Source organism: Pseudomonas sp. 32A, from assembly GCF_052682255.1.
Window position 1 is genome coordinate 3,691,993 of record NZ_JBQYLY010000001.1, and the last position, 16,154, is coordinate 3,708,146.

The following is a 16,154-nucleotide window of genomic DNA, read 5'->3' on the forward strand; positions in this document are numbered from 1 at the left end:
GTTCATTTCGACCATCCGCCCCTCACCGCTGTCCGTAGGACGGCGTCACAGCTATAATCTGCCGCTTTCCTCTTTGCCAAGACCCCACCAGACCATGACTGAGTCCGTTCTTGACTACATGACCCGCCTGGGTCGCGCTGCCCGTCAGGCCTCGCGGTTGATCGCCCGTGCGAGCACGGCGCAGAAGAACCGCGCCTTGCTGGCGGCTGCCGACGCTCTGGATGCTTCGCGCTCCGAGCTGACCGCCGCCAACGAGCAAGACCTGGCCAACGGCAGGGCCAATGGTCTGGAGCCTGCCTTGCTGGATCGCCTGGCGCTGACGCCGGCGCGCATCGACGACATGATCGAAGGTTTGCGTCAGGTGGCCAAGCTGCCTGACCCCATCGGTGAAATCCGCGACATGCGCTACCTGCCATCGGGTATCCAAGTGGGCAAGATGCGCGTGCCCCTGGGCGTGATCGGCATCATCTATGAGTCGCGCCCGAACGTGACCATCGACGCCGCAAGCCTGTGCCTCAAGTCCGGCAATGCCACCATCCTGCGGGGCGGTTCCGAGGCCATCAATTCCAACCGTGCCATCGCCGCGTGCATTCAGCAGGGCCTGGCCGTGGCCGAGCTGCCGGCCGAAGTGGTGCAAGTGGTCGAGACCACTGACCGCGCTGCCGTTGGTGCGCTGATTACCATGCCTGAATTCGTTGACGTGATCGTGCCGCGCGGCGGCAAGAGCCTGATCGAGCGCGTGAGCCGTGATGCCAAGGTGCCCGTTATCAAGCACCTGGATGGCGTCTGCCACGTGTTCATCGACATCGCCGCCGACCTGGACAAGGCGATCCGCATCGCCGACAACGCCAAGACCCATCGCTACGCCCCGTGCAACACCATGGAAACCCTGTTGGTGCACGCCGGCATTGCCGATCGCGTGCTGCCGCCGCTGGCTGCCATCTACCGCGACAAGGGCGTTGAGCTGCGCGGCTGCGAACGTACCCGGGCGATCCTCGGCAGTGACGTGATCGAAGCCACCGAGCAGGACTGGTACACCGAATACACGGCGCCGATCCTGTCGATCCGCGTCGTCGACGACCTGGACCAGGCCATCGAACACATCAACCACTACGGCTCCAAGCACACCGACGCCATTGTCACCGAGCATTTCAGCGACGCCCGGCGTTTCCTCAACGAAGTGGATTCCGCTTCGGTGATGGTCAACGCTTCGACGCGTTTTGCCGACGGCTTCGAGTATGGCCTGGGGGCGGAGATCGGTATCTCCACCGACAAGCTCCACGCACGCGGCCCGGTTGGCCTGGAAGGGCTGACCAGCGAGAAGTACGTGGTGTTCGGTGACGGTCATGTGCGCACTTGATGGGTAAACGCATCGGGCTGCTCGGCGGCACCTTCGACCCCGTGCACATCGGCCATTTGCGCAGTGCACTGGAAGTCGCGGACGCCCTCGGGCTGGATGAGCTGCGCCTGGCACCGAATGCCCGGCCGCCCCATCGCGACACGCCGCAGGTGTCTGCGCAGCAGCGCCTGGAGATGGTTCGCCTCGCGGTGGCCGGCATTGCACCGCTGGTGGTGGACGACCGCGAACTCAAGCGCGACAAACCGTCCTACACTGTCGACACCCTGGAACTGATGCGGGCCGAGTTGGCCGCGGATGACCAGTTATTTCTACTTTTGGGCTGGGACGCGTTTTGCGGCCTGCCCACTTGGCACCGCTGGGAAGAGTTGCTCCAGCATTGCCACATCCTGGTGCTGCAACGCCCGGATGCCGACGCAGAATCGCCGGATGCCTTGCGCAACCTGCTGGCAGCGCGGTCGGTAAGTGACCCTTTGGCCCTGACCGGGCCGAGCGGGAATATTGCATTCGTCTGGCAAACCCCGCTTGCGGTGTCTGCCACCCAGATCCGTCAACTGCTGGCCAGCGGGAAGTCGGTACGTTTCCTGGTGCCTGACGCGGTCCTGGCCTACATCGATGCGCACGGGCTTTACCGTGCGTCGAACTGAAAAGGCGCGCTTGAACGCACGAACAGTCGTGCAGCGAGCGCCCGAACATACGAGCAAAACGAGTTTTATATGACGAACAAAGACGTAAGCAAAGTTAAGCGCAAAGGCACGTTCAAGAGCGCTCCTCTGCCAGTAGAAGCCCACACCGGCCCTGAGCTGGCCGGCGAAGAGCTGGTCAAGGTTGCCGTGGCTGCCCTGGAAGACGTGAAGGCCCAGGACATTCAAGTCCTGGACGTGCGCGACAAGCAGAGCATCACCGACTTCATGATCATCGCCACCGGTACCTCCAACCGCCAGATCGGCGCGATGCTGGACAAGGTTCGCGAAGCGGTCAAAGCCCAGGGCGTCAAGCCATTGGGTGAAGAAGGCAAGGGCGACAGCGACTGGGTCCTGTTGGACATGGACGACGTGATCGTGCACATGATGACCAGCAACGCCCGTCAGTTCTACGACCTGGAGCGTCTGTGGAAAGGCGCAGAGCAGAGCCGTGCCGCGGATGGCAAGCACCACAGCCCTGAAGTCGGCCACGCGCACTTCGACAAGCTCAACAAAGACCAGGAATAAGGAACGGCTGTGCGCCTGCGTCTGATCGCTGTCGGTTCACGCATGCCCAAGTGGGTGGAAGAAGGCTGGCATGAATATGCCAAGCGCCTGCCATCCGAATTGGCGCTGGAACTGGTGGAAATACCGCTCAACACCCGGGGCAAGAATGCCGACGTGGCCCGCTTTATCCGTCAGGAAGGCGAAGCCATGCTGGCCAAGGTCGGGCCCAACGAGCGGATCGTGACCCTCGAAGTGCACGGCAAGCCCTGGAGCACCGAGCAGTTGGCGGTGGAACTGGATCGCTGGCGCCTGGATTCGCGCACGGTCAACTTCATGGTCGGCGGCCCCGAGGGGCTGGCGCCGGAAGTGTGCGCGCGGGCGGACCAGCGCTGGTCGCTGTCGCCCCTGACACTGCCGCACCCGTTGGTAAGAATCCTGATCGGTGAACAGCTGTATCGCGCCTGGACAGTTCTGTCCGGGCACCCTTACCACAAATAATCTGCGCCCTGCCTGATGACCCAGCCGATCCGCATCAAGGACCACGAGAAAGACGCACGTCTTGTACGCGCGCGGGTGGTGTTTGGCGCGATTTTGGTGGTGGTGCTGCTGGGGGTGTTGATTGCGCGCCTGTATTTCCTGCAGGTGATCCAGTACGACTATCACTCCACATTGTCGGAAAACAACCGGGTGCATGTGCAGCCGATTCCGCCGACCCGTGGGCTGATTTTCGATCGCAATGGCGTGGTGGTCGCGGATAACCGGCCCAGCTTCAGCCTGAGCATGACCCGCGAACGTTCCGGCGACTGGCAGCAGATCCTTGATGTGATCGTCGAGGTGCTGCAACTGACGCCGGAAGACCGGGTGATCTTCGAGAAACGTATGAAGCAGGGGCGCCGGCCGTTCGAGCCGGTGCCGATCCTGTTCGAGCTGACCGAAGAGCAGATCGCCCGGATCGCGGTGAACCAGTTCCGGCTGCCGGGTGTGGAAGTGGTGGCGCAATTGGTGCGGCACTACCCCCAAGGGGCGCACTTCGCGCATTCGGTCGGCTACATGGGCCGGATCAACGAGAAAGAGCTCAAGACCCTCGACCCGGTCAACTACAGCGGCACCCACCATATCGGCAAGACCGGCATCGAGCGTTTCTACGAGCCGGAACTGCACGGCCAGGTGGGTTACGAGGAAGTTGAGACCAACGCCCGAGGCCGCGTGCTGCGGGTGCTCAAGCGAACGGATCCGGTGCCCGGCAAGGACATCGTGCTGAGCCTGGACATCAAGCTGCAGGAAGCGGCGGAGATGGCCCTGGGTGGTCGCCGTGGCGCCGTGGTGGCGCTGGATCCGAGTACTGGCGAAGTGCTGGCGATGGTCAGTCAGCCGAGTTTTGACCCGAACCTGTTTGTCACCGGGATCAGCTTCAAGGCCTACGCCGAGCTGCGCGATTCCATTGACCGGCCGCTGTTCAACCGCGTGCTGCGCGGCCTGTATCCACCGGGCTCGACCATCAAGCCGGCGGTGGCGATTGCCGGCCTGGACTCGGGTGTGGTCACGGCGTCGAGCCGCGTGTTCGACCCCGGCTACTACATGCTGCCCAACTACGATCACAAATACCGTAACTGGAACCGCACCGGCGACGGCTTTGTGGACCTGGACACGGCGATCATGCGTTCCAACGACACCTACTTCTATGACCTGGCCCACAAGCTGGGGATTGATCGGCTGTCGGCCTACATGGGCAAGTTCGGCCTCGGTCAGAAAGTCTCCCTGGACATGTTCGAAGAATCCCCGGGCCTGATGCCGTCCCGCGAGTGGAAGCGAGCAACCCGCAGGCAGGCGTGGTTCCCGGGTGAAACCCTGATCCTGGGGATCGGCCAGGGCTATATGCAGGCCACGCCGCTGCAACTGGCCCAGGCCACCGCGCTGGTGGCCAACAAGGGTGTATGGAACCGCCCGCACCTGGCCAAGACCATCGAGGGCGAACGCCCGGTGGATGAAAACCCGATTCCCGACATTGTGCTGCGCGACCCGTCCGACTGGACCAAGGTCAACCACGGCATGCAGCAAGTGATGCACGGCGCCCGGGGTACCGCGCGTAAAGCGGCGGTCGGCGCGCAATACCGGATTGCCGGCAAGAGCGGTACGGCCCAGGTGGTCGCGATCAAGCAGGGCGAGAAGTACGACCGCTCCAAGGTTCAGGAGCGCCACCGTGACCACGCCTTGTTCGTCGGTTTTGCCCCGGCCGACAACCCGAAGATCGTCGTGGCGGTGATGGTCGAGAACGGTGAATCCGGTTCCGGCGTGGCAGCGCCCGTGGTGCGTCAAGTCATGGATGCCTGGCTGTTGACCGAAGACGGCAAGCTCAAGCCCGAATATGGCGGCACCCCATCCAGTGTGGAGGCTACGGCCCGTGAAGAGTAACTTTGACCGCATCCTCTCCAGCGAGGATGTGATGCGCCGTCGCGCCACCTTGCTGCAGCGCATGCACATTGATGGCCCGTTGCTGATCCTGCTGCTGACCCTGGCGGCCGGCAGCCTGTTTGTTTTGTATTCGGCCAGTGGCAAGAACTGGGACCTGCTGATCAAGCAGGCGTCCTCGTTTGGCCTGGGCCTGTTGTCGATGGTGGTGATCGCCCAGCTCGAGCCGCGCTTCATGGCGCGCTGGGTGCCGCTGGGTTATGTCGCAGGGGTGTTGCTGCTGGTGGTGGTGGATGTGATGGGGCACAACGCCATGGGCGCGACCCGCTGGATCAACATCCCAGGGGTGATTCGCTTCCAGCCGTCGGAATTCATGAAGATCCTGATGCCGGCGACCATCGCCTGGTACCTGTCAAAACGCACATTGCCGCCGCAGCTCAAGCACGTGGGCATCAGCCTGATATTGATCGGGGTGCCGTTTATCCTGATCGTGCGCCAGCCCGACCTCGGCACTTCGCTGCTGATCCTCGCGGGCGGCGCGTTCGTGCTGTTTATGGGTGGCTTGCGCTGGCGCTGGATCCTCAGCGTGCTGGCCGCCGCCGTGCCGGTGGCCGTGGCCATGTGGTTCTTTTTCATGCACGACTATCAGAAGCAGCGAATCCTCACGTTCCTCGACCCGGAGAGCGATCCGCTGGGCACCGGCTGGAACATCATCCAGTCCAAGGCCGCCATCGGTTCCGGCGGTGTGTTCGGCAAGGGTTGGCTGCTGGGCACCCAGTCGCACCTGGACTTTTTGCCGGAAAGCCACACCGACTTTATTATCGCGGTGATGGGCGAGGAGTTCGGCCTGGTGGGCATCTGCGCACTGTTGCTGATTTACTTGCTGCTGATCGGCCGCGGCCTGGTGATTACCGCCCAGGCGCAAACGCTGTTCGGCAAATTGCTCGCCGGCAGCCTCACCATGACGTTTTTTGTTTACGTTTTCGTCAACATCGGTATGGTCAGTGGCCTGTTGCCGGTGGTTGGGGTGCCGTTGCCGTTCATTAGCTACGGCGGAACTTCGCTGGTGACATTGATGTCAGCGTTTGGGGTTTTGATGTCGATCCATACCCATCGTAAGTGGATCGCACAGGTTTGAATAAGGTGAAGATGTCAATGCAAGTAATGCGCGGCTGGGCTGCTCGGCACGTGTCCTGGATGGGCCTGTTGGGCCTGCTGGGGGCCGCTGTGCAGGAAGCGCAGGCCGGCGACTACGACGGCTCGCCCCAGGTCGCCGAATTTGTCGGTGAGATGACCCGTGACTATGGTTTCGCCGGTGAACAGCTGATGGGCGTGTTCCGCGAGGCCCAGCGCAAGCAGGCAATTCTCGACGCCATCTCCCGGCCCGCCGAACGCGTGAAGCAGTGGAAGGAATATCGCCCGATGTTCCTGACCGATGCCCGTGTGGCGCGTGGTGTGGACTTCTGGCGTCAGCACGAAGCCGTGCTGGCCCGCGCCGAGCAGGAATACGGGGTGCCGGCCCAAGTGATCGTGGCTATCATCGGCATCGAAACTTTCTACGGCCGCAACACCGGCAGCTACCGGGTGATCGACGCCTTGTCGACCCTGGGCTTCGATTACCCGCCGCGTGCCGAATTCTTCCGCAAAGAGCTGCGCGAGTTTCTGCTGTTGGCCCGTGAAGAGCAGGTCGACCCGTTGACCCTCAAGGGCTCCTACGCCGGGGCCATGGGCTTGCCGCAGTTCATGCCGAGCAGCTTTCGCGCCTACGCCGTGGACTTTGACGGCGACGGCCATATCAATATCTGGAGCAACCCCGATGATGCCATCGGCAGTGTTGCCAGCTACTTCAAGCGTCATGGGTGGGTAGCCGGCGAGCCGGTGGTGATCCGCGCCGATGTCACGGGTGATCGCGCCGACGAAGGCCTGACCCAGGGTATCGAGCCCGTCAAGACGGTGGGGGAGTTGCGGGCGCTGGGCTGGTCGAGTCAGAATGCGCCACGCGATGATATGCCGGTGACGGCGTTCCGCCTTGAAGGCGAGAACGGCCCGGAATATTGGATGGGCCTGAAGAATTTCTACGCAATCACGCGTTATAACCGCAGTGTGATGTACGCCATGGCCGTGCATCAGCTGTCAGACATGCTGGTCCAAGCACGGGGCGTCAAGTAATGCCGGTATCACCGATGTACAAACCCCTGAAGCTGGTGGCTTACGCCGCATTGTCGTTATTGGTGGTCAGTTGTTCCACCAGCCGTGCGCCGGTGCAGAAAACCGGTGGCACTGCCGTCCGCTCCCAACCGGGGCTGGACATCAACCGCGCCCACAAAGACGGCGCGCCGTGGTGGGATGTGGATGTGTCGAAGATCCCGGATGCCACACCGACCCTGCACACCGGCCCGTACAAGGCCAACCCCTACACCGTGCTGGGCAAAAACTACTTCCCGCTGCAAGACTCCAAGACCTACGTGCAATCGGGTACGGCGTCCTGGTACGGGACCAAGTTCCATGGCCAGAACACTGCCAACGGCGAAGTGTATGACCTCTACGGCATGAGCGCGGCGCACAAGACCCTGCCACTGCCCAGCTATGTACGCGTGACCAACCTGGACAACAACCGCTCGGTAATCCTGCGGGTCAATGACCGTGGGCCGTTCTATTCGGACCGGATCATCGACTTGTCCTACGCCGCCGCGAAGAAGCTCGGGTATGCCGAGATCGGCACGGCGCGCGTGAAGGTTGAAGGCATCGACCCGGCGCAGTACTGGGCCCAGCGTGGCAAGCCGGCGCCGTTGATGCTTAACGAGCCGCAAACCCCGCAACCGCAAGTGACCGCTTCGGCCGGCAAGATCGAACAGTGGACGCCCCCCCCGGCGCAGCATGCCCCGGATACGGTCGTGGTTCCGCATGCAGCGCCCGGGGCGTCTACCGTGGGCGGGCAGTACCTGCAAGTCGGCGCATTCGCCAACCCGGACGCGGCAGAGCTGTTAAGGTCCAAGCTCAGCGGGATGGTCAACGCGCCGGTCTTTATCAGCTCTATTGTGCGTAACCAGCAGACCCTGCACCGTGTGCGCATGGGCCCGATCGGCTCGCCGAGCGAGGTTGCGCAAGTACAGAACAGCGTGCGCCTGGCCAACCTGGGGCAACCCAGCGTGGTCACCGCCGAATAAGCGATACAAAGGATTGATGGTTCAGGCTCGCACGCGGGTTTGAACCCTGGTTGTTGGCTCGTTGAACAATAAAAACCCAGGGGCAAGGGGTGGGCGTACAACCGAACACGCGACAGTCTGGCGACGGGCTGTCTGAATAGTTTTGCCCGCGAGGGCAAGTTTCCATAAGCAATTTCGAGAGACGGATGAACATCACCACCTTAGCCAAACGCACGTGCCTGCTTCTTTCGCTGATCATCACCCCGGCCGCCTGGGCGGTTGAAATGGTGCCAGCTTCCCCGCAACTGGCTGCCAAGGCCTGGGTCCTGATGGACGCCGCCAGCGGCAACGTGCTGGTGGAGAACAACGGTGACCAGCGCCTGCCCCCAGCCAGCCTGACCAAGCTGATGACCGCCTATATCGCGACCCTGGAAATCCGTCGCGGCCAGATCGGTGAAAACGATCCGGTGACCGTCAGCGAAAACGCCTGGCGCACCGGCGGTTCGCGGATGTTCATCAAGGTCGGCTCGCAGGTGACTGTCAGCGATCTGCTGCACGGCATCATCATCCAGTCCGGTAACGATGCCAGCGTGGCCTTGGCCGAGCACATCGCCGGCAGCGAAGACGCGTTCGCCGACATGATGAACAAAACCGTGGCCGACCTGGGCATGACCAACAGCCACTTCATGAACCCGACCGGCCTGCCGAACCCGGAGCACTACTCGTCGGCTCACGACATGGCAATCCTGGCCCGCGCGATCATTCGTGTCGACCCGGTGCACTATGCCATCTACTCCCAGAAAGAGTTCTTCTGGAACAACATCAAGCAACCTAACCGCAACCTGTTGCTGTGGCGTGACAAGACCGTCGACGGTCTGAAAACCGGTCACACCGACGAAGCGGGCTACTGCATGGTGTCGTCCGCTGTCCGTGACGGCCAGCGCCTGATTGCCGTGGTATTTGGTACCAACAGCGAGCAGGCCCGTGCGGCCGAGACGCAGAAGCTGCTGACCTATGGCTTCCGTTTCTTCGAAACTCAGACCTTCTACCAGAAAGGCACCGAGCTGGCTCAAGCCCCTGTGTGGAAAGGCGCGACCCATCAAGTCAAGGCCGGCCTGGCTGAAGACCTGACCCTGACCATGCCTAAAGGCCAGCTCAAGAAGCTGGTGGCCAGCATGACCATGAACCCGCAGCTGGTCGCACCGATCGCCAAGGGCGATGTCATCGGTAAGGTCGAAGTGAAGCTGGACGACAAGGTGGTGCACAGCGCCGACCTGATCGCTCTGGACGCCGTCGACGAAGGTGGTATCTTCCGGCGCGTGTGGGATAGCATCCGTCTATTCTTCTACAGCTTGTTCAACTGATAGTGTGCACCTGCATGACCCCGCGCTGATCCGGCGCGGGGTTATGCCCGTCGCCACGGCTTACGCTTACGAGGCCGTTACGCCATGACCGATACCGAAGTAAAGGCGCCAAAGATCGAATTCCCAAACGTGGACTATCCCGTCAAGGTGATCAGCGATACGGGTGTGGGCAACAAAGACAAGATCATCGAGATCGTCAAGAAACACGCAACGATCAACCATGACCGTGTGGATGAGCGTCAAAGCACCAACGGCAAGTACACCACCATTCAGTTGCACATCGTTGCGACTGACCAGGACCAGCTCTACAACATCAACAGCGAACTGCGGGCCACCGGCTTCGTGCACATGGTGTTGTGATGTCACAGACCCTGGGCTTTCGCGAGCTCGGCCAAATGGCATACGAGCCGGTGTGGCACGCCATGCAGCGGTTCACCAACGAGCGCGGCACCGAAGCCCCGGATGAAATCTGGCTGGTGGAACACCCGCCGGTTTTCACCCAGGGCCAGGCCGGCAAGGCCGAGCATTTGCTGCTGCCGGGAGAAATCCCGGTGGTGCAGGTCGACCGCGGCGGGCAGGTGACTTACCATGGCCCAGGCCAATTGGTGGCTTATCTGTTGCTGGACGTGCGCAGGCTGGGTTTTGGCGTACGTGAGCTGGTCAGTCGCATGGAGTCATGCCTGATCGAGTTGCTGGCCAGCTACGGTGTGACCGCAGCGGCCAAGCCGGATGCACCGGGGGTTTACGTAGAGGGCGCGAAAATCGCCTCCCTGGGCCTGCGGATTCGCCACGGCTGTTCCTTTCACGGCCTGGCCTTGAACGTGGACATGGACCTGGCGCCGTTTCGACGGATCAATCCCTGCGGTTACGCCGGTTTGGCGATGACCCAGTTGAGTGATCACGCAACACCACTAGAATTTGCCGAGGTAAGTGTCCGGCTGCGCGCGCAGCTCGTCAAACACCTCGACTATGCTGAGCAGACGACCCTAACGGGCGGAATCGACTGATTATGACTACTGATGCAGTGCAAACCATGATCCCGACGCTGGATGTTACCGAGCGTCCGGCCCCGCGTGCCAAGGTAGAAGCCGGCGTCAAGCTGCGCGGCGCCGAGAAGGTTGCACGCATCCCGGTGAAGATCATTCCGACCACCGAACTGCCGAAAAAGCCTGACTGGATTCGCGTGCGTATCCCGGTTTCGCCGGAAGTCGACCGCATCAAGGCCCTGCTGCGCAAACACAAGCTGCACAGCGTGTGCGAAGAAGCGTCCTGCCCGAACCTGGGCGAGTGCTTCTCCGGTGGCACCGCGACCTTCATGATCATGGGTGACATCTGCACCCGTCGCTGCCCGTTCTGCGACGTTGGCCACGGCCGGCCGAAGCCACTGGACGTCAACGAGCCGGAAAGCCTGGCCATCGCCATCGCCGACCTCAAACTCAAGTACGTCGTGATCACCTCGGTAGACCGTGACGACCTGCGCGACGGCGGTGCCCAGCACTTTGCCGACTGCATCCGCGAGATCCGCAAGCTGTCGCCGAACGTGATGCTCGAAACCCTGGTCCCGGACTACCGTGGCCGTATGGACGTGGCGCTGGAAATCACCGCCGCCGAGCCGCCGGATGTGTTCAACCACAACCTGGAAACCGTACCGCGCCTGTACAAGGCTGCGCGTCCGGGTTCGGATTACCAGTGGTCGCTGACCCTGCTGCAGAAATTCAAGCAGATGATGCCGCACATTCCGACCAAGTCCGGCCTGATGCTGGGCCTGGGCGAAACCGACGAAGAAGTCATCGAAGTCATGAAGCGCATGCGCGAACACGACATCGACATGCTGACCCTCGGCCAGTACCTGCAGCCATCCCGTAGCCACTTGCCAGTACAGCGCTTCGTGCACCCGGACGTGTTCGCCTGGTTTGCCGAAGAAGGCTACAAGATGGGCTTCAAGAACGTCGCTTCCGGCCCGCTGGTACGCTCCTCGTACCACGCCGACGAGCAGGCGAAACTGGTCAAGGCCAGCCTGGTTTCGTAAGTCTCGCCCTCACTGTAGGAGCGAGCTTGCTCGCGAAGAACTCAAAAGCACCGCGCGCATCCAGGATGCGCGCGTTATCGTTTACGACCTTCGCGAGCAAGCTCGCTCCTACAGGTTACCGTTAAGTCATCCTCTTCTGTTTGCAACCATTGCTGTTTAGAGTGCCTTGGGCAATCCACACGAGGAGAACCATGGATGACGACTCAATTGACCACTTGTGCGGTACCTGCGCTGCGCGCCGAAGGCGTGATCGGGCTGATTGCCCCTGCCGGGCCGGCCGAGCTGGATATCGACAAGGCCACGCAATGGATGCGCGCCCGGGGCTACACACTGCGGATTTTCCCGGGTGTAGGCGAGCGGGATGGTTACCTGGCCGGCAGCGATGACGTACGCCTTAATGACCTGCACGCGGCGTTCGCCGATCCGTCCATCGACGCGATTTTCTGCCTGCGCGGCGGCTACGGCACCCCACGCCTGCTGGACCGCCTGGACTTTGACCTGCTGCGGGCCAATCCCAAGCCATTTGTCGGCTACAGCGATATCACCGCCTTACACCTGGCGATCAACCGCTATGCCGGTTTCGTCACCTTCCACGGGCCGATGTACAACGCTGACCTGTTGGGCGAAAAGCAACAACCTACCGAGTCGTCGCTGTTCAGCATGCTGCGGGGGCAGGTGAAAGCCGGTAGCCAGCTGACTCACCCAGTGGCCTACCCGCTGACCACCGTCGAGCCGGGCATCGCCTGTGGGCGTCTGCTGGGCGGCAATCTATCGATGATCGCAGCGGTGATGGGCACGGCATATGAGATTGATGCCGAGGGCATCATTCTGTTTATCGAAGATGTTAACGAGCCGTTGTACCGCATTGATCGGTTGCTCACCCATTTGCGCCTGGCCGGCAAGTTGGCTCAGGTGGCGGGTGTGGTGGTGGGGGATGTGGCGGGGGTTGATGGTGCTGCACTTGAGCGCTTGCTGAAGCAGACCTTCGAGCCGTTTTGCATTCCGGTGCTGTCCGGCTGGCGCAGTGGGCACTGCAATCCGAACCTGACCTTGCCGATGGGCGCGAGGGTGCGGCTGGATGCGGGGGAGAGGCGGTTGGTGTTGGAGCAGGATGTGGTGTTTAAGGCCTGAACTTTGTAGCGCCGATAAAGGCCTCTTCGCGAGCAAGCCCGCTCCCACATTTCGATCGCGTTCCTTCAGGAAGTGCACGGTCAAAATGTGGGAGCGGGCTTGCTCGCGAATGCGGTAGCAGCCATACGCCGATCTATCGGCTTTGCAGCGACTCCAGCAACTTCACCGTCGGATACCCATCGGCCGGCCAGCCCAGCGATTGCTGTGCCGCACGAATCGCCTTGCGGGTGTTGGCGCCGATGATCCCGTCCGGGTTGCCCGCATCGTAACCATGAGCGCTGAGCACCGTCTGCAAATCAATCCGCTGTGAGCGGCTCAACGGCAGTTCATCTTTCGGCCAGCCCCCACGAATCACACCACCGCCACCGAACCGTTCCGACAACAAGCCAACCGCCAACGCATAGGACGACGAGTTGTTGTACTTGAGGATCGCGCGGAAGTTATCCAGCACCAGGAACGCCGGGCCACGATAGCCGGCGGGCAGCAGCAGGGCGGCAGAAAGCTGGTCGACATTGGCCGGCACGCTGGCGCCAGGCGGTACCTGGATGCCGAGCTTCAGCCATTCGCCTACGGTTTTACGCACGCTGCCATCGGCCAAGGCGTAATCGAAATTCAACGGCAGTTGCTGCACCTCAAAACCCCACGGCTGGCCTTTCTGCCAGCCGGAGCTTTGCAGGTAGTGCGCGGTGGAAGCGAGGGCGTCGGCCGGGCTGTTCCAGATGTCGCGGCGACCGTCGCCGTCGAAGTCCACGGCGTGGGTGTTGTAGGTGGTCGGGATGAACTGGGTCTGGCCCATGGCGCCGGCCCAGGAGCCTTTCATCTGGTCAGCGGCGATGTCGCCATGCTGGATGATTTGCAGCGCCGCCAGCAGTTGAGCGTGGGCGAACGCCGGGCGACGGCCTTCATACGCCAGGGTCGCCAGGGAGCGGATCACTGAATTGTTGCCCTGGAACTGGCCGAAGTTACTTTCCATGCCCCACACCGAGACCAGCGCCTGGCGGTCGACGCCATAACGATCTTCGATGCGTTGCAGAATGTCGGCGTACTTCACCAGCAACGCCTGGCCATTGCGTACACGCAGTGGGGACAGGGCGCCATCCAGGTATTCCCATACCGGGCGGGAGAACTCCGGCTGGCTGCGGTCGGCGCGGATCACCGCCATGTCGGGTACGACATTGGCGAAGGCTGTGTCGAAAACCTGGGGCGTGATCCCGGCCTTCAGGGCTTCCACGCGAAAGCCTGCCTGCCATTCAGCAAAGGTCTGGGTCGGCTGGATATCAAGGTTGTCCACCGCCAGTGGCGCAACGACGGCAGGCGCGGCTACCGGTGCAGTCTGGAGCGGGGGCAGGGGTTGAGCATCGGCGGCGGTGGGTTTTTCCGCGCAGGCGACTAACAGAATGAGGCTGGAGGCAGCGATCAGTTGGCGAAGGTGCCAACGACGGGAAAGACTAGAGGGCATGCACAGGTCCAGGGAGTACGAATCAGGTACAGACCTTATCATGCCAGAGGGGCGCTTGCCTTCAGGCAGCCAGAAAGTAAGAAGCCTCCCAGCTATTAGACTGGAAGGCTTCGCGGCGGTAGCTGCCTTTGCCTTTGCCGGCTCGTTCCTGGCGACTGCGGAACAACGGCTGGGCGATGATGGATTTGGCCTTGTTGGGGCCATGCTTGGATGGCTTTTTGCTCATGATGGGTACTCTTTGGCGGGTTGATGATGCGGTGCGAATCATCGGCCGAAGTTTGGATTCTGTCCAGCCCAGCGATACGTAGGACTATTCAGCAGGCAGCGCCAAGCGCTGTCCTGACATCAAAAGTGACAAACGACTCAAGCTCATCCACGGCGATCCAGCCGCCTGGCCCTTGATCTGCGCGTCAATACGCTGGGCCTCGAGCAGCAATTGCGCCCAGCGTTGCGCCGAGTACCGTTGCAGGGCTTTGCTGATCAGCGGTTTGCGCTTGTCCCACACCGGTGGCCGTGCCTGGCTGAAAGCCTTGTCCAGCGGGATGCCCTGGCTGTATTGCAGGGCAATATTGGCCAGCAGGCGTAATTCCCGAGCCAGGGCCCAGAGAATCACCGGTGGCTCGACGCCTTCGCCGCGCAGCCCTTCGAGCATGCGCAAGGCGTGGGCGGGTTCGCCGTTGAGGATCGCGTCCACCAGGCCAAATACGTCAAAGCGCGCGCTGTCAGCCACGGCGCCTTGTACGGTTTCGACGGTGATCTGGCCGCCTTCAGCCATCAGCTTGAGCTTTTCGATTTCCTGGGCGGCTGCCAACAGGTTGCCTTCCACCCGCGCCGCGATCAGCTCTACGGCGTCCTGGCTGGCAGTCAGCCCGGATTGCGACAGGCGCTGACGAATCCATTGCGGCAGCTGGCTGCTGTCCACTGGCCAGATCTGTATGAACTGGGTCTGACCGCCTTCCACCAGCGCCTTGCCCCACTTGGTTTTCTGCGCGCTGCCATCAAGCTTGGGCAGGCTGATCAGCAGCAACGTGTCTTCGGCAGGGCGTGCGCAGTACTCCATCAATGCTGCCGCGCCTTTATCGCCAGGCTTGCCCGAAGGCAGGCGCAGTTCCAGCAGGCGTTTTTCGGCAAACAGCGACATGCTCGCCCCGGCTTGCAGCAGCGTGCCCCAGTCGAAACTGGCGTCGGCGCTGAATACCTGGCGTTCATCGAAGCCCTGTTGCCGGGCGGCCGTGCGAATCGCGTCCGCAGCCTCCTGGCACAGCAGCGGGTCATCACCGCTGACGATGTAGACGGGCGCGAGGCTGCCTTGCAGATGCTTGGCGAGTTGGGCGGGGGCAAGTTTCATAGGCAGGGCGAACGGGGCGCCTGGGGCGCCCCGTCTGGCTTACTCGACAGGGACTTCGACAGGCGACTGTTTAGGCTGGCTGTTTTCATACTCTTGCGCCGCTTTCAGCGCATCGGCATCTGCCTTGGCCTTGTTATCTGCCGTTTGCTGCAGTTGATCCAGTTTTTCCGGGGTGATCAGTTGCAGGCGCAGAACCATGCGCTGCACCAGCTCACGACGCATTTCCTTGCGCACCTGGATGGTTTCGGAGTCCGAACCCACCAGGTTGTTGCCGTCGTGGCTCACGACTTTCTGTACCTGGATCTTGTCGCCCATCAGCGGCAGGTTGTCATGGCCCTGGATTTCGAAGAAGAGCGTGGTGCTCAGCTCAATGTCCGAAGCACGCCCGGCACTGGCGTAGCTGAGGTTGCGCTGATCTTCTTTCTCATCCACCAGGTTCAGTTTGTAAGCTGCGCCTGAATAGACTTTGACACCACTGCTTTCCAGGACCTGGCGCAGCTGTTGAACGGTCTCGCCGTAGGAGTTACGGGCGGTGACGTCCAGTTCCTTGATCGCCAGTTCGGTGTGGCCGGTGCCGCGCAGCTGGAAGCCGCAAGCGCTCAGTAGCACGGCAAGGCCCATAACCAGCAGATTGCGTTTGATCATTTTGATGCTCCCCTTGAAACCATGTGGGCCTTATCGAGGCCCTGGAGGTTTTGTTCGGCGCCAGGGTTATTCCCTT

17 protein-coding genes are annotated in these 16,154 nt (G+C 61.8%); 13 read left to right on the forward strand and 4 right to left on the reverse strand.

All coding sequences use genetic code 11. From position 1 onward, the window contains the following. Positions 1 to 94 precede the first annotated feature (94 nt). The 13 genes from ACUN0G_RS16905 (at position 95) to ACUN0G_RS16965 (ending at position 12,626) form a co-directional block, all read left to right on the forward strand. Positions 95 to 1,360: a glutamate-5-semialdehyde dehydrogenase gene (locus tag ACUN0G_RS16905; protein WP_258348403.1), complete on the forward strand. Its 1,266-nt coding sequence runs from the start codon at positions 95 to 97 to the stop codon at positions 1,358 to 1,360. Beyond that, the gene (gene nadD / locus ACUN0G_RS16910) at positions 1,360 to 2,004 is read left to right on the forward strand and encodes a nicotinate-nucleotide adenylyltransferase (RefSeq protein WP_003215431.1); all 645 of its coding nucleotides are present in this window, start codon (positions 1,360 to 1,362) and stop codon (positions 2,002 to 2,004) included. The genes ACUN0G_RS16905 and nadD overlap by 1 nt, the downstream gene beginning before the upstream one ends. Before the next feature lie 69 nt (positions 2,005 to 2,073). Beyond that, positions 2,074 to 2,568: a ribosome silencing factor gene (rsfS, locus tag ACUN0G_RS16915; protein ID WP_003215432.1), complete on the forward strand. Its 495-nt coding sequence runs from the start codon at positions 2,074 to 2,076 to the stop codon at positions 2,566 to 2,568. 9 nt (positions 2,569 to 2,577) lie between these two features. After that, a complete protein-coding gene (gene rlmH / locus ACUN0G_RS16920; RefSeq protein WP_003185785.1) occupies positions 2,578 to 3,045 on the forward strand; it encodes a 23S rRNA (pseudouridine(1915)-N(3))-methyltransferase RlmH in 468 nt (155 codons plus the stop codon). A 15-nt stretch (positions 3,046 to 3,060) separates the two neighbouring features. After that, positions 3,061 to 4,959, forward strand: coding sequence for a penicillin-binding protein 2 (gene mrdA / locus ACUN0G_RS16925; protein ID WP_258348401.1), 1,899 nt, complete (start codon positions 3,061 to 3,063; stop codon positions 4,957 to 4,959). Positions 4,960 to 4,990: 31 nt separating this feature from the next. After that, a complete protein-coding gene (gene rodA / locus ACUN0G_RS16930) occupies positions 4,991 to 6,094 on the forward strand; it encodes a rod shape-determining protein RodA (protein ID WP_050543221.1) in 1,104 nt (367 codons plus the stop codon). Positions 6,095 to 6,111: 17 nt separating this feature from the next. Then, positions 6,112 to 7,125, forward strand: a complete 1,014-nt coding sequence (mltB, locus tag ACUN0G_RS16935) for a lytic murein transglycosylase B (protein ID WP_063026905.1) — start codon at positions 6,112 to 6,114, stop codon at positions 7,123 to 7,125. Then, complete coding sequence (locus ACUN0G_RS16940; protein WP_258348399.1) at positions 7,125 to 8,123, forward strand: septal ring lytic transglycosylase RlpA family protein; 999 nt, start codon at positions 7,125 to 7,127, stop codon at positions 8,121 to 8,123. Before mltB ends, ACUN0G_RS16940 begins: the two co-directional genes overlap by 1 nt. A 185-nt stretch (positions 8,124 to 8,308) precedes the next feature. Continuing rightward, on the forward strand, positions 8,309 to 9,466 hold the full coding sequence (locus tag ACUN0G_RS16945) for a D-alanyl-D-alanine carboxypeptidase family protein (RefSeq protein WP_017476252.1): 1,158 nt from the start codon (positions 8,309 to 8,311) through the stop codon (positions 9,464 to 9,466). An 84-nt stretch (positions 9,467 to 9,550) separates the two neighbouring features. Next, complete coding sequence (locus ACUN0G_RS16950; RefSeq protein ID WP_003215438.1) at positions 9,551 to 9,826, forward strand: DUF493 domain-containing protein; 276 nt, start codon at positions 9,551 to 9,553, stop codon at positions 9,824 to 9,826. Continuing rightward, positions 9,826 to 10,473, forward strand: a complete 648-nt coding sequence (lipB, locus tag ACUN0G_RS16955; RefSeq protein ID WP_445573861.1) for a lipoyl(octanoyl) transferase LipB — start codon at positions 9,826 to 9,828, stop codon at positions 10,471 to 10,473. The genes ACUN0G_RS16950 and lipB overlap by 1 nt, the downstream gene beginning before the upstream one ends. 2 nt (positions 10,474 to 10,475) lie before the next feature. After that, on the forward strand, positions 10,476 to 11,495 hold the full coding sequence (lipA, locus tag ACUN0G_RS16960; RefSeq protein WP_003215441.1) for a lipoyl synthase: 1,020 nt from the start codon (positions 10,476 to 10,478) through the stop codon (positions 11,493 to 11,495). Between the two features lie 195 nt (positions 11,496 to 11,690). Continuing rightward, positions 11,691 to 12,626, forward strand: coding sequence for a S66 peptidase family protein (locus tag ACUN0G_RS16965; protein ID WP_445573862.1), 936 nt, complete (start codon positions 11,691 to 11,693; stop codon positions 12,624 to 12,626). A gap of 133 nt (positions 12,627 to 12,759) precedes the next feature. On the opposite strand, the gene ACUN0G_RS16970 is transcribed toward ACUN0G_RS16965, so the two are convergent. The 4 genes from ACUN0G_RS16970 to ACUN0G_RS16985 form a co-directional block, all read right to left on the reverse strand. Then, complete coding sequence (locus ACUN0G_RS16970; RefSeq protein ID WP_258348394.1) at positions 12,760 to 14,085, reverse strand: lytic murein transglycosylase; 1,326 nt, start codon at positions 14,083 to 14,085, stop codon at positions 12,760 to 12,762. Between the two features lie 61 nt (positions 14,086 to 14,146). Further along, positions 14,147 to 14,311 (reverse strand): alternative ribosome rescue factor ArfA, encoded by a 165-nt coding sequence (gene arfA / locus ACUN0G_RS16975; RefSeq protein WP_003176285.1) that lies wholly within the window; start codon positions 14,309 to 14,311, stop codon positions 14,147 to 14,149. Between the two features lie 84 nt (positions 14,312 to 14,395). Next, positions 14,396 to 15,433, reverse strand: coding sequence for a DNA polymerase III subunit delta (gene holA / locus ACUN0G_RS16980; protein WP_445573863.1), 1,038 nt, complete (start codon positions 15,431 to 15,433; stop codon positions 14,396 to 14,398). A 39-nt stretch (positions 15,434 to 15,472) separates the two neighbouring features. Next, on the reverse strand, positions 15,473 to 16,078 hold the full coding sequence (locus tag ACUN0G_RS16985; RefSeq protein WP_445573864.1) for an LPS-assembly lipoprotein LptE: 606 nt from the start codon (positions 16,076 to 16,078) through the stop codon (positions 15,473 to 15,475). Positions 16,079 to 16,154 lie beyond the last annotated feature (76 nt).